The sequence below is a fragment of the Providencia burhodogranariea DSM 19968 genome (assembly GCF_000314855.2).
GTDB classification, from domain to species: domain Bacteria; phylum Pseudomonadota; class Gammaproteobacteria; order Enterobacterales; family Enterobacteriaceae; genus Providencia; species Providencia burhodogranariea.
The window spans coordinates 450520-463981 of the sequence record NZ_KB233222.1; the positions used below are offsets into that span (position 1 = coordinate 450520).

At 36.6% G+C, this 13462-nt stretch carries 11 protein-coding genes; 6 read left to right on the forward strand and 5 right to left on the reverse strand.

Going from position 1 to position 13462, the window contains the following annotated elements; translation table 11 throughout:
• Positions 1-254: 254 nt before the first annotated feature.
• On the forward strand, positions 255-1397 hold the full coding sequence (locus OOA_RS01860; RefSeq protein WP_040691004.1) for an MFS transporter: 1143 nt from the start codon (positions 255-257) through the stop codon (positions 1395-1397).
• An 80-nt stretch (positions 1398-1477) separates the two neighbouring features.
• On the opposite strand, the gene OOA_RS01865 is transcribed toward OOA_RS01860, so the two are convergent.
• Positions 1478-2422 carry an ATP-grasp fold amidoligase family protein gene (locus tag OOA_RS01865; protein ID WP_008910423.1) on the reverse strand — a complete coding sequence of 315 codons (945 nt, stop codon included), beginning with the start codon at positions 2420-2422 and terminating at the stop codon, positions 1478-1480.
• Between the two features lie 398 nt (positions 2423-2820).
• On the opposite strand from OOA_RS01865, the gene OOA_RS01870 reads away from it, so the two are divergent.
• The 3 genes from OOA_RS01870 to OOA_RS01880 all read left to right on the forward strand — a co-directional run bounded on the left by OOA_RS01870 (position 2821) and on the right by OOA_RS01880 (position 5687).
• Complete coding sequence (locus OOA_RS01870; protein WP_008910424.1) at positions 2821-3729, forward strand: YncE family protein; 909 nt, start codon at positions 2821-2823, stop codon at positions 3727-3729.
• Between the two features lie 391 nt (positions 3730-4120).
• Entirely contained in the window at positions 4121-5299 is a 1179-nt protein-coding gene (locus OOA_RS01875) for a TCR/Tet family MFS transporter (protein ID WP_008910425.1), read from the forward strand.
• A gap of 130 nt (positions 5300-5429) precedes the next feature.
• On the forward strand, positions 5430-5687 hold the full coding sequence (locus OOA_RS01880) for a hypothetical protein (protein WP_008910426.1): 258 nt from the start codon (positions 5430-5432) through the stop codon (positions 5685-5687).
• Between the two features lie 60 nt (positions 5688-5747).
• On the opposite strand, the gene OOA_RS01885 is transcribed toward OOA_RS01880, so the two are convergent.
• On the reverse strand, positions 5748-6314 hold the full coding sequence (locus OOA_RS01885) for a TetR/AcrR family transcriptional regulator (protein ID WP_008910427.1): 567 nt from the start codon (positions 6312-6314) through the stop codon (positions 5748-5750).
• Between the two features lie 94 nt (positions 6315-6408).
• Between OOA_RS01885 and OOA_RS01890 the strand changes: the two genes are divergently transcribed.
• On the forward strand, positions 6409-7647 hold the full coding sequence (locus OOA_RS01890) for an MFS transporter (protein WP_008910428.1): 1239 nt from the start codon (positions 6409-6411) through the stop codon (positions 7645-7647).
• A gap of 76 nt (positions 7648-7723) precedes the next feature.
• The gene (locus tag OOA_RS01895; protein WP_008910429.1) at positions 7724-8305 is read left to right on the forward strand and encodes a histidine phosphatase family protein; all 582 of its coding nucleotides are present in this window, start codon (positions 7724-7726) and stop codon (positions 8303-8305) included.
• A 462-nt stretch (positions 8306-8767) separates the two neighbouring features.
• On the opposite strand, the gene OOA_RS01900 is transcribed toward OOA_RS01895, so the two are convergent.
• The 3 genes from OOA_RS01900 to OOA_RS19700 all read right to left on the reverse strand — a co-directional run bounded on the left by OOA_RS01900 (position 8768) and on the right by OOA_RS19700 (position 12854).
• Positions 8768-9196 (reverse strand): GNAT family N-acetyltransferase, encoded by a 429-nt coding sequence (locus tag OOA_RS01900; protein ID WP_008910430.1) that lies wholly within the window; start codon positions 9194-9196, stop codon positions 8768-8770.
• Positions 9197-9792: 596 nt separating this feature from the next.
• Entirely contained in the window at positions 9793-10674 is an 882-nt protein-coding gene (locus OOA_RS01905; RefSeq protein WP_008910431.1) for an ABC transporter substrate-binding protein, read from the reverse strand.
• An 11-nt stretch (positions 10675-10685) separates the two neighbouring features.
• The gene (locus OOA_RS19700) at positions 10686-12854 is read right to left on the reverse strand and encodes a TonB-dependent receptor (RefSeq protein WP_008910432.1); all 2169 of its coding nucleotides are present in this window, start codon (positions 12852-12854) and stop codon (positions 10686-10688) included.
• Between the last annotated feature and the right edge of the window lie 608 nt (positions 12855-13462).

Genomic DNA, 13462 nt, shown 5'->3' on the forward strand with positions numbered 1-13462 from the left:
AGTAAATAAAAACTGTGATTTTTCTCACATAAATATTTTTGTTGATCACCATTAGTTTTTCTCATTTTAATTAAAGGCATTAAAGTTCTATATTGCCGCCAATTAGTCTTATCTACATTTAAACACCTGCACTAGTCGCCGGAATGGGTTCTTTTATGAGCTCAATATCGCCGCGTGGCCCCCCGATGAAGATGCAGCGCATATTATCTATTTTGTCAGTGGGAGAGTGGGTCGTGAAACAGGCCTCAACATTAATGCGCAAAAAAGACAGTACTTTTGTACCTGTCGCAGGCTTGACCATTTTTGCTATCGCCTCGGGTTATCTGATGAGCTTAATTCCATTATCTATGGGAAGCTTTAAACTCGACACCAGTTATGCGGGTTGGTTAGCAAGTGCTTATTATATTGGGTTATTAATTGGTTCAATGCTGATTGAGCCTGTTATTGCTAAAATTGGCCATCGCCTCTCTTTTATTGCTTTTTTATTAATGCTTGCTGCGACTGTGGTTGTTTTACCTTGGACTCCAAGTATCGAAGCTTGGCTACCAAATCGTTTATTTGCAGGTATTGCTGTCGCTGGGATTTTTGTGGTTGTTGAATCTTGGCTATTAATTGGCGATAGTGCAAAGGAAAGAGCTAAGCGTCTTAGCTTTTATATGACATCACTGTACGGTGGAACGACATTAGGTCAGCTAGCGATTGGAGTAATTGGTACTCAAGGTACTTATCCTTTTATGGTAGTACTGGGTTTACTATTACTCGCAGTGATGCCGCCATTACTGCTCCGTCAAGGGCAACCATCATGTGACTCACATCAAAAGCTATCGCTGAAAAAAATTGTACGTCTTAGTAAACCTGCAATTATAGGATGTATGACTTCAGGTGTTTTGATGGGAACTATTTATGGGTTAATGCCGCTATCCCTAAAAAATGGTCCGTTTACAACGGAGCAAGTTGGTGTACTTATGGCATCGATTATTTTAGGTGGGATGGTAATCCAACCAGTTATTAGTAAACTCTCCATTATGATGAGCAAGACACTTTTGCTTGCAATGGTATCATTGCTTGGAGTTTTTGCGATGGGGATCATTTATATCTCTAACGATTACCTTGTCATGATAGTCGCACTAGCTTTACTGGGGATGTCTTCTTTCGCTTTATACCCAATTGCAATTACTTTGGCTTGTGACAATCTTGACTCTTCCTATATTGTTGCGGCAACACAGGTGATGCTGTTTAGTTATAGTGTAGGCTCAGCTACTGGACCTCTAGTGGCTGGTACTTTCTTGGCTCAACATAATGGTTTAGTCGATTTCTTCTTTATTGTGCTGACTATAACAACCATTTACATGTTAATTGCGAGCTTACGCCGCAAAGCAAGTGTATTGGCCAACTAGCTTTTAAGACAAAAAAACCGTGATGATTCCTGAATGAGAAATATCACGGTTTTTTTTCACTTCAAACTTTTACTTGAGAGCTACTTTTTTTTATTATTGAAAGACGCTATTGCCAGTTCCTCATCCATTTCGACATCACTAATCGTTTTGATCATTCTTTGATCCCACAGCTCCCCTAACCTGAAGTCCCATGATAATGGCTGAATTTTAGTTCGACCCGCACTCGGTGCAAAGGTGAGCTCGCTAAAGTAGAGCCGTTGATCTGACATCAAAAAGTCTGCACGGCAATAATCGAATGGGCTGACAAGCCTTTGAGCAAGCCTTAACATTTCTTGGAATAAAGCAGGCTCAGGGATAGGCTCTAACATGTTTGGGTAACCAAATGTCATTGGCTGTAACTGCCATTGCGTATCATAAATATTGATATATTCATTACCAAACTCATCCGTATAATCAACCTCTGCGTATATTGGTTTACCTGAAAAACAGTGAATACGACAAGTTTCAGGGACTAATTTTCTGTTTTTATTTGCAAATAAATCAATATATTGCTCACAAATAATTTTTGCTGGGATATTTTTATAATGCCTTTCACGAGTGATGTAATATAGATTCTTCTTCAAATGAAATGAAAGCTTATCTTTGGCCTTTTGAAGATCAAATTCGGCTTTGTTCTGGCAAATAATACTGCTACCACTATCATGATTACACTTTAATACAAAGCGTTCAGGTAATTTATCAATATTGATTTCCTCTGCACAATTATAAGCGGCTAAAATTGGCACTAAGTATTGTTCGCCAATTTTTTGCGAGACATAATTCCTAGCAGATAACTTATCAGCTAATTGTGTATATAAAGGATTTCTATCATTTAACATCCGATAATTAACTTTTTCATTAAAGCTTTTAGGATCATTAAAATTAGGCGTGTAACCTATGTTTTTTATAAACTTATTAGTTAAATATAGCTTATCGCTAACAACGATTGAGCGTAATTTTTTGAACAAATATTCGACTTTTTTCATTTTAGTCGCCAACCATTCTTTATATAGTTATTAGTAAACTTGGTTAAAATTAAACCGTCTTAATAAATTATATTTCGATAAAGATAAATAAAGAGTAAATACAATTACTATTGTCAAATTATCTTACTTTATGATTTCAATCTTAAATCAAATATAAATTAAACCAATTATAAACAACCGCTAATAAAGTAAGGTTATTTTAATTTAAATAATTTTTATTTAAATTGAATATTGTTTTATTTATTTTATTAATTAAGAGAATAGGGATATTTTTTGTATTTTATCCTCGCATAGTGAGTAAAGCCTTAAGAGGTTATTTAATTACAGATTATTAATTTGCTAAATTAATAAATCATCACCTATATTTAAAGTTAATCAAACGTATGATGAGGCTAATCATGGCGAAAAATAGTACACTTTCACAACCTTATTTATTGCTACTCGATGTTATCAATCCTGCAATTACTCGATTTAGTAAGGTCAGCGGGCAAGTAGTAAATCTTATTGAAGGGTTAGGAGGTAGACCTGATGGTATTGCGGTTGACTCAGTAAATCGCTTAATTTATTGGAGCAATATGGGGGAAAATAAAGAAGGGAACTATGATGCGAATGATGGTTCCATTAATGTGATGAATTTTGATGGCACCGATCGAAAAGTGCTGATAGGCCAAGGAAAGGTGAGAACGGGCAAGCAGCTACAACTTGATCAAAACGCTCAGCGATTATATTGGTGCGACCGTGAAGGTGGAAAAGTAGCATCGTGTAAAACAGATGGAACTGACTTACAGCTTCATATTGAAAGGCCAAGAGATAACCTAGATAAAGTAGACATATTAGAGCAATGTGTTGGTATCACTTTGGATGGCGCGAATAATTGGTTTTATTGGACGCAAAAAGGGACTTCCAAAGGAAATCTTGGTCGTTTGTTCAGAGCACCACTGGTCCCCAAAAATCATCAAAATCCAGCTAACCGAACTGATATTCAGCTTTTATTGGAAAAACTTCCTGAGCCAATTGACTTATTACTGGATGAAGAAGAACAAATCCTCTATTGGACTGATAGAGGTGGTGAACCTGACGGTAATAGTTTAAATCGTGCTGAAATTACAGTTGATGGAGTGATTAATTATCGCGTAATTTGTCGAGGTTTTCATGAAGCTATCGGCTTAATCTATGATAAGCCAGCACAGTTAATGTACGTGACAGATTTATCTGGTGGTGTTTACAAAGTGGCACTTGCTACTGGTGAAGTTGAAAAAATATATCAAGGAAAAGGATATACAGGAATAACCCAATATTATGGTTGATATCATTATCTTGGACTTGATGAAAGATGTTGCATACTGATGGCAATATCGGATTTTGCCATCAATATGTGTGAATATAACACTTTATTTTTTTATTATGTTCGGGCGTTGACAAGATAAATTATGAGAGGCAGAATACATGCAAATTTTAGAGTATCTAGCCGACAAGTCAGTTTACGGAATCAAAACGCTCTATTATTTTAGATATGGTTATATTTTAAATCTAACCATTAGCCTCGCGAAAAAGTGACAGCCAACACTGTCAACACACAAGCCGTTGACGCTTAATAGGCATAAACGACCAGCGTATCCAAAGAATAGCCTGAATTAATATCAGGTATTGTTATCAGACATCATTTCGCTTAAGCGGGTGACCTGATAGGAGCGCTGAATGAATCGTCCTCTAATATCTATTTATATGACTATTGTGCTCGATGCCATGGGTATCGGTATTATATTCCCTATTCTTCCTTCCTTACTTAAAGATATTTCACACACTGATAATGTATCGCTTTTTATTGGATTGATAACTGTACTGTACGCCATTATGCAATTTTTATTTGCACCATTACTTGGTGCGTTAAGTGATCGATTAGGGCGTAAACCCGTATTGCTTCTTTCAATGGGCGGTGCGGTAATTAGCTATCTTCTTCTGTCAGTGGCAACCACCTTATCATTATTAATTCTTGGCCGAATAATTGCTGGTATAACAGGCGCTAGTCTTTCTGTCGCAATGGCTTATATGACTGATATCTCTTCAGCAGAACAGAGACCCCGACGTTTTGGGCTATTTAATGCCATGTTTGGTATCGGTTTTATCATTGGGCCAGTTATTGGTGGTTTATTGAGTGATTACTGGGTCCGCCTACCTTTCATTGCAGCTTTACTACTTAATGGTTGTAATTTTTTGCTTACATTATTTGTCTTACCAGAACCGCACGCTAAGCAAAATCATAGAGTTGATTTATCTGAGCTTAATCCACTTCACTTCTTTCATTCCTTGTCTACAAAAAATGGACTTTTTCCAATAGTGATTATTTTTTTCATTCTTAGTTTTGCTGGTGAAGCTTATGGCATTTGTTGGGCGATGTGGGGGCAGGATGCATTTGAATGGAATGGATTTATGGTGGGATTGTCTTTGGGTATATTTGGTCTATTTCAAGCACTAGTGCAGGCTTTTCTACCCGGCCCTGTCGTTAGAGTATTTGGTGAAAAGGGCACTATTCTATCGGGAATTTTGTGTTTATGTGCAGCGCTTAGTGCAATGGCGTTTGCAACTGAAGGGTGGGTGATCTTTTTAATTATGCCGTTATTTGCAATCGGGGGAATAGGGACTCCGGCACTCCAATCATTAGCAACTAACCAAGTTGATCCTGATATGCAAGGGCGATTTCAAGGATTGTTATCATCAACAATCAGTTTCGCATCAATCATTGCACCAATTTTCTTCTCTGGCTTTTATTTTGCTTTTCGAAATGACTGGCCTGGTGCTGTCTGGCTTATAGCTGCGATTGTCAATGTTGTCGCTATTCCGCTGGTATTTCATGCTGTTAAATTTGATAAAAAATGAAAATATTTAAGCCGATATTATTATCTAAATATTTCTCGTCATAAAAGAATTAACATGACGCTATGTAGTGATTGATTATTGGTATCGGGTTCATTATATTGCTTATGTCTTTAACTTAAAGGAATAAGATATGACAATTAACAAAAAGAAAACTTCAAAGGACTTAGCATCTAAAGCCGCTAAGATCATTCAGAATAACAATGAATCAAGAATCAAAAAGACACTAGCAGCTTCTATTCTATCGCAATCCAGTAATTTAAAACAAACAGGTGAAGAACTGGAGACAATTGCATCTAATGTTCTGAAAAGTGATAAGTATAGTGCAGAAACTAAAGCATTAGCTGCTTCTGCTTTATCTCAATCAAATAAAGAACGTACAAGCAAATAAACTTACCCATTAAATGAGCCTATTTTTAAGAATAGGCTTATTACCAATGATTTTTTTATTTTATATTTCATTATTAATTAAAAGTCGATTGATAAGAGAGTGTACTGATTCAATTGTTAACGATTGTGTATCAAATAAAATATGAAATATAATGGGAGAGACAACAAAGTTAATTATATTTTCATTAGATAAGATTTTTTCTCCACGTTCATGAGCTCTTTTGTTTATCACTTCTAATTGAGTGTTAATCATATCAGTACACTGAGAGGAGGCGCTGCATTCTTTGGCATATATAATCTCTCTTAGCATGTCTCGTCCGGTTTCTGATGCCATTTCTTCATAATATTGTTCAACCCACTCAATGATATCAGCTTGATAACTACCCATATCTTTTGGCACTGTTTCTGGATAAAGATGTTGAACAGCAACATCAGCTAGAAGTCTATTGATATCCCCCCAACGACGATAAATCGTTGATGGGGGGACGCCAGCTTCATTGGCAACAGCATATACCGTTATCTCTGATGTAGGGGTGATCGCTAATAATTTATTAACAGCGTCATGAACAGATTTTTGTATTTTCGCACTTCTTCCACCAGTGCGCGCAGACTTAACTTCTATTTCCATAAGTTACTCATATGTTAATCACACTAACGCAATTTTATTGCGTTAGTGTTGTTGTAGGTATATTATCGCATTTTTATTGCGTTAAGGTAAGGTTATGAAACCATTATCCTGCTATTTATTTACTAAATTTAAATTCAATCAATCTCAAAGCATTATTTATTACACTTTTGTTTTTATATTTGTTTTAGCAGCTTCAAGTGCTCCAACACCGTTATATAATCTTTATCAAAGCCAAATTGGCTTCTCGACTATTATGTTAACATTGATATTTGCAGTGTATTCATTTTCACTTTTGTTAACGTTATTAATAGCGGGGGCACTTTCTGATTATATCGGTAGAAAACCAGTGATTTTTATAGCTATACTTTTATTGTCGTTATCTATGATATTGTTTTTATTTGCAAATACGGTATCTGAACTACTTGTCGCCAGGGCACTCCAAGGATTGGCAACAGGTCTGGCAACATCATCAATCTGTGCAAGCATTATTGATATTAATAAAGTGTTAGGAGCAAAAATTAATAGTTTTTCTCCTATGATCGGTATGGCTGCCGGAATGATGATTTCTTGCTCAGTAATCAGCTTAACATTAGCCCCCATTAGAGATGTATTTATAGTTTTAATTGCTATCTTAGCGTTAATTCTAGGGCTGTTTGTTTTTACGACAGAGACTGGAGAGCGTAAATACGGAGCAATTTCTTCACTTAAACCGACAGTCAGCATACCAGTAGCTGCACGTGAAAAATTTTTGACTATTTCACCAATTAATATCGCTCTTTGGATGTTGAGTGGATTTTATTTATCATTAATGCCTTCATTGTTGTCCAGTGTGTTTATTAATCCAAGTGTATGGGTAAGCGGGTCAGCATTTTTACTCCTTACTATATCTGCTTCAGTCGCCATTGTTATTTTGAAAAAAGTTAGCTATATCAACGCAATGCTATTCGGAATTACGTTTATTTCAAGTGGTATGTTACTCATCCTTTCAGGCGCGAATACATCCTCGGCAAATAGTTTATTCTTGGGGAGCCTATTAGCTGGAATAGGTTTTGGTTTAAGCTTTATGGGGGTTATGTCTTGCCTTTTTAGCAACATAAATCATGCTGAAAAAGGCCAGCTTATTTCTATTTTCTATATTGAAAGCTATCTAGCTTTTAGTATGCCTGTATTGATAATGAGTTTATTAATGAATCAATTTGGAATTAACCTAATGCAAGCAACAAATGCTTATGGTGCAATATTGATGACACTGCTATTAATATCTTTTTACTTTATTTTTAAACATAAAATGAGATACAGTAAAAGGAAGAGCAACTTAAGTCCTAATACATAAAAGATTAGCGGTATTCATAGCGGATACCACTATAATGAGAGTAATAATTTACTAACGTATAAAGTAGAGTGATTTTATGCGCAATACATTGATATTTTTAAGTTTAATTATGTTGGGGCTTAGCCATATGGCGTATTCGGCGCAAACAATTATTTTTGTAAGACATGGTGAAAAACCTAACAACGATAGTGGGCAATTAACTTGTAAGGGGTTAAATCGCGCTTTAGCTCTACCTGATGTACTCATTACTCAATTTGGTAAGCCAGATGCATTATTTGCCTCAGCCCCTAAACAGGGTAAGTTAGGTAGTTCATTGCGTGCAGTTCAAACAATCACACCAACAGCAATTAAAGTTTCTTTACCTATTCATCTTCATTACCATGCAAAAGAAACCAAAGAATTACGCAAAACTTTGCTGAATAAACGATATGAAAACGCAGTGATTTTTATTGCGTGGGAACATGATAATTTAGTCAAAGCCGCAAAAGATATTATGACGCATGAAGGTGGAAACCCTGACTTGATCCCTAAATGGCCTGGTAGTGATTTTGATAGTATTTATGTATTACGTATTAATCGTGATGACGACACTAAAACTATTTCTTTTGAACATCAACAACAAGGCTTGAATAACGTATCTGATATATGTCCTAACTAATAATATAGTTTCCATAAAAATAATTAGATTTCAAGGTTGTGTTTAATTCAGATAAATAACCAAGGATGAAATTCATGTTAGGGTTCTTAGTAAATAATTTTTATTCGTCATCTCGGAAAAATAATCTGCTTGTTTGCTTTAGTTTAGTTAGTGTAGAAAATGTGTTGATAGGTAAGAGAACTTATTCGCTTTAATACGAATATATTCCATAGGAATTTATTCTCTATAGAATGTCAGGAAATAAATAATTTAGTAGCGATTTTGATATTGTTATCTAAATTGGATAATTTCTTTCAAAAATCCAATAAAAAATCATTTTATTGAAAAATATTATAAAATAGTATTTAGTTAAGTAATAATGTAATTAAAAATAAAAACCTTAATGTCAAAAAATGTACTTAATAAGTAAAGCTAAATTATAGTTTTAATTATTAATTTTAATAGCTATATGGATAGGGTTAATTATACCTTACTCCATCTCATAAATAATTCAAGATGCTTGGTATGTGGATCTACTTTTTCGTTAATTTTAATAAAACCGTGTTTTTTATAGAACCGAACAGCTGAAAAATTCTCTTTAAAAACAGTTAATTCTAAATTATCACAATGATTTTTAGCATCATATAATAAAGAACTGCCAATACCTTTATTTTGCTGATCGGGTGATACAAATAGTGCATGCATTGAATTTCCAGATAAACAATAAAATCCTAGAATATTACTATTTTCTTTAAAGCTACGGGTTGTCACTGATGGAATATAAATATTTCGCATTGCATCAAGCTGATCACGCCAAAAAATTTCATCAACGAAGTGATGTGATTCAATAGAAGCATCTAACCATATTTTTAATATTTTTTCAATTTCGCTGTCTTCGATGAGATTGATCATTTATGTTGCCTTAATTAAATTATAGTAAAAACTTCACTTATTTTTACACATTCGAAATCCTAAGTATATGTTAATATCAGTACAATAAGATATGTGTATATTTTTTATTACAGACTTTGGCCTTTTCTAAAGGTCATTGGTGTTCGCTCCTCGCTGACATGTGTTACGTTAAATTTGATATGGCAATTAAACTCAAAATCAATTTTTGGGTATTAATGGTGGTACTGCTATTTATCCGGTTAAATAATTTCATATCAATATCCATCAAATGCGATCCCTGAGATACCAACAACGATATGAGCATTTTTATAGTGAGTCTTGGCTATTAATGGGTTGCTAAATCATTAGGGTTGGCAAATATTAAATATCATGATGTTACCTTCGCTTGTTTGCGGCGTATTTGCCATTACTTGGTTGATTTATATTCAGCGTGAAGTTTGTAATATATCAATAAACTAGTTGTACCCCCTTTATTTATTAGGGGGTACTTGCTGTAGCTGCTTTAACCCACTTTAAATTCACCTTTCATTTAAATTTGGATCTGTGCGTAATTCAAGAATAAGAGCTACTTCGCCTATGCCAATTTTTTCTAAGGATCAATTTTTAGTGAGATGATCATGGTTTTCTAATTCACCATAAGGCCATACAGGATAAAACAGCGGCCTGCCATCTTTTACTACACCATCATATTGTGCTAAAAAAGTCTGAATTTCTTCACTCAGTAAGAAATCGGCAAGTGCTTTGGCACCTTGGTGGTTAACATTAGGATGACGTACTGGGTTGGTTTCCATGACGATATACGGCCTGCGCATGGTAGGGTCTTGATCGACAAGGATGGTCATCTTATCGTTAGCTTTCCATTTTCCGACATAGACAGGCATTCGCCCAGTAATAATGTAGGCATTACGGTCAGCAACTTGTTGTAGAAAATCGCGACCGCCACCTAAATCATCTTTTAATACCCAATCACCAGCAGGTTTAATACCTGCTCTGCGCCATAAATTATGCGCCATTTCACGAGGTCCAATACCTTGAAAATCGATCCATGCTGCTTGAGTACTGGCTATTTTTGCTAAAGCCGCAGCACCATTTTTCATGCCTCGGATACCGGCAGGATCAGAGCTTGGCCCCCAAATCACAAGGTCATTACGTGTCCATGGACGCATATTAATACCATGACCATCAGCAACTAAATCGGTGGTAATGTCCCCTGAATGCATAGTGAGTAAATCGACATTGCCAAGCTCCATAGCTTCTTTGAGTTCAGGGCGTTCACCAGACACGACCACTTTAACATCATAGCCACTTTCTTTCTCAAAGCGTTTGGCTATTTCACGCCATAAATCGGCGTATACCATGCCACCAATCACGGCAACACGAACTATTTTATCATTTATAGATTGAGCAATACTGTTCAATGGCGTCAAAAACATTAGAAAAAACAGCAATAACAGGGTATATCGAATTCGTATTAACATATATATTTCCATTAAAAATCAGTTGTTACTTGGAAGAACCATTCTCTGCCCGGGCGAGGGAAGTTAAGTGCTTGCTCGTAATCTTTATCGAAGAGGTTTTTGACCGTAAATTGCCAAGTTACAGGTTTCCACGGCGAAATACCGGATAAGCTGAAATCCACCAATTGGTAGTTGTCCAATTTTACGGGGGTTTGTGTTTTACCTTGGTATTGGACGCTATCCCAAAATGATTGGGCTTGAATGGCGGCATGCATATTCAATGGTAAATCTGCGTTTAACCCAATGAACACGCTATGTTTTGGGCGACCTTGCAATGCAGATTTTGAATTGTCATTCCCCATGTTTTTAGCTTTTAACCAAGAATAGCCAATATTTACATCGACACCATCAGTGATGAAATAGCTCACATCGGTTTCAATTCCTTGAAAGCGATAGTGATCAAAGTTTTCGTAGCGTTCCGCTGATGCTTTTGTAGCTTTTTCTATATAGTTATAGATGTCACTAGTGTATAAACTTAAGTTAAATTGAAGGTTTGTTAAAATCAGTTGCTCTAGGCCAATTTCATAATAGTTGGATGTTTCAGGTTTTAAAGACGAATTGCCAAACTCAGTTTCATACAATTGGCGTAGGTCGGGGTAACGTATACGATGTGATACAGAGCTGTATAAACGTGTATCCTCCGCAGGGTACCAAAAGGCTGAAATTTGCCCAGCATAATCGACGCTGTCAGCAGGATTATTGTGATACCCTCCTCCACCTATTGCAATTCCATAGGTTTTTACTGGGTGATATTGATATTCCATGACCCATTCCTGCTGGTCAATTGTGCGACGTTGGTTTTCAGTTCCACATTCGCCAGCACAACGCCAACTGTCTTGAAAAATACGAACTCCATTGGTAACTGTATAGTTTTCTTGTGAATGTACCCATTGCAAATTTCCACCATAACGTTGGCTAACAGTACGTTGATCACCGGGGAAAGCATAATGTTTATAATGAATGTCTCGAGCTTCACGTGAGTACCACGTATAGCCTCGTAATGTGTTTGTATCGGTTAATTGCGTATCAAACGTAGTTTGAATATCATAATGTTCTGAAGGGTTAATACGCTGATATTTATCGTTTTGTTTCACATTATTATTGGTTTCCGCTAATGTGTTACCAACAATCTTGTTTCCACCACCGTTTCCACCGCCGTTTCCACCGCCGTTTCCACCACCGTTTCCACCACCGTTTCCACCGCCGTTGCCACCGCCGTTTCCACCGCCGTTTCCACCACCGTTTCCACCGCCGTTGCCACCGCCGTTTCCACCGCCGTTTCCACCACCGTTTCCACCGCCGTTGCCACCGCCGTTGCCACCGCCGTTGCCACCGCCGTTGCCACCGCCGTTTCCACCGCCGTTTCCACCACCATTTCCACCTCGGTTTAATTTATCGGGAACACCCCAGCTATCGCGATGGTAATTGACATTAAGCCCAAGCTGCGTGAGCTCAGTAGCTTGCCAATTTAACGATGTTGATATTGTGTGGCTTTGATTATCGCTATTCTCTCGTAATCCTTTTCCTTGCTGGGTGGTAGGATCAAAGTGGCCGGACATAGGAAAACCATTACGACGATCGAAGGTGTAGCTGGCCGTGTAACCAAGTGAATCTGTTACGCCTGAGGTGCTGCCACTTAAATTGTAATGCTCACCATTACCTGCACCCATAGAAACTCGAGTTTTAGGTATGTATTGCCCATGAGTAATGACATTAATAACGCCACCAAAACCACCGGCGCCATATAACAAAGATCCTGAGCCACCTTTTACAATATCAACTCGTTCAATTTGTTCTACAGGGATCAGTTGTGGGTCAAACTGGCTGTTCCATGCATTATTTTGTGGGACACCGTTAACTAAAAAAGTGATATGGCGGGATTTATATCCTCGAATATCTAATTGTGGAACACCTTGCCCACCATAACGTAGTTGAATACCTGAGGTATTTTGCAAAACATCTGCTAAGTTTAAGCTACCTTGTGCTTCCATCATTTCTTTATTGATAGAAAGTGAGGTGGACGTCATGGCTTGTTGGTTTGGCATCGTGGAATTAACCACAATGACATCAGACACGCTATTCAAAGATGCCATTGAAAAAGGTGAAAATAAAAGTAACGCCAATGGAGAACGACGATGCATTGCTATGCTTCCTTTATTGTTTTAATGGGTAAAATCGTTGTCATTACAACGAAGATTACTGGACGCGAAGATGATACCGATCAATTCATCGTTATATAAGTTTTAATATATCGAAGATCGACAAAATATCATGATTTCAATGTGACCTAATGGCGAAAAGAGAAATTAAAAAAAAGAATAGAAAAAATAGCCCTCGCTCGGTGAAGTTAGGGGAGAGAAATGCTCGACTTCTAAGATACTTCAGCCATATCTTGCATACCTAAATGTAATATTATTACGACGAATCTAAACATACTCGTGGTTTTTGTTTGTTTTCTGGGGGAAATTAGTAGGGTCTAAAGCACTTCGATTCTATAAGTATTATTGAAAATTGAATCAACCATTTTGTGCTTGCAATTAAATTAATATCCGCTTTTCACGGTACATTCAATTAATCAATATAACGCTATTCTTAAATAAGTAGGGCATTACTATGAAATAAAGAAAATGCATTTACTATACACCTGAACGGAAAGTGATCATTTGAGACAGGTGTAAAAAATGATAGCTAAATGGGGGGAGAACGTAAAATGATAAAGAAAATATTAATGCTTGCAGTTGTGACCATA

Bases quoted from the DNA above. Each gene is read 5' to 3' on its own strand.
- OOA_RS01885 (WP_008910427.1), bottom strand. From the start codon at position 6,314: ATGGAAATAGAAGTTAAGTCTGCGCGCACTGGTGGAAGAAGTGCGAAA.
- OOA_RS01890 (WP_008910428.1), top strand. From the start codon at position 6,409: ATGAAACCATTATCCTGCTATTTATTTACTAAATTTAAATTCAATCAA.
- OOA_RS01870 (WP_008910424.1), top strand. From the start codon at position 2,821: ATGGCGAAAAATAGTACACTTTCACAACCTTATTTATTGCTACTCGAT.
- OOA_RS01865 (WP_008910423.1), bottom strand. From the start codon at position 2,422: ATGAAAAAAGTCGAATATTTGTTCAAAAAATTACGCTCAATCGTTGTT.
- OOA_RS01905 (WP_008910431.1), bottom strand. From the start codon at position 10,674: ATGTTAATACGAATTCGATATACCCTGTTATTGCTGTTTTTTCTAATG.
- OOA_RS01900 (WP_008910430.1), bottom strand. From the start codon at position 9,196: ATGATCAATCTCATCGAAGACAGCGAAATTGAAAAAATATTAAAAATA.
- OOA_RS01860 (WP_040691004.1), top strand. From the start codon at position 255: ATGCGCAAAAAAGACAGTACTTTTGTACCTGTCGCAGGCTTGACCATT.
- OOA_RS19700 (WP_008910432.1), bottom strand. From the start codon at position 12,854: ATGCATCGTCGTTCTCCATTGGCGTTACTTTTATTTTCACCTTTTTCA.
- OOA_RS01875 (WP_008910425.1), top strand. From the start codon at position 4,121: ATGAATCGTCCTCTAATATCTATTTATATGACTATTGTGCTCGATGCC.
- OOA_RS01895 (WP_008910429.1), top strand. From the start codon at position 7,724: ATGCGCAATACATTGATATTTTTAAGTTTAATTATGTTGGGGCTTAGC.
- OOA_RS01880 (WP_008910426.1), top strand. From the start codon at position 5,430: ATGACAATTAACAAAAAGAAAACTTCAAAGGACTTAGCATCTAAAGCC.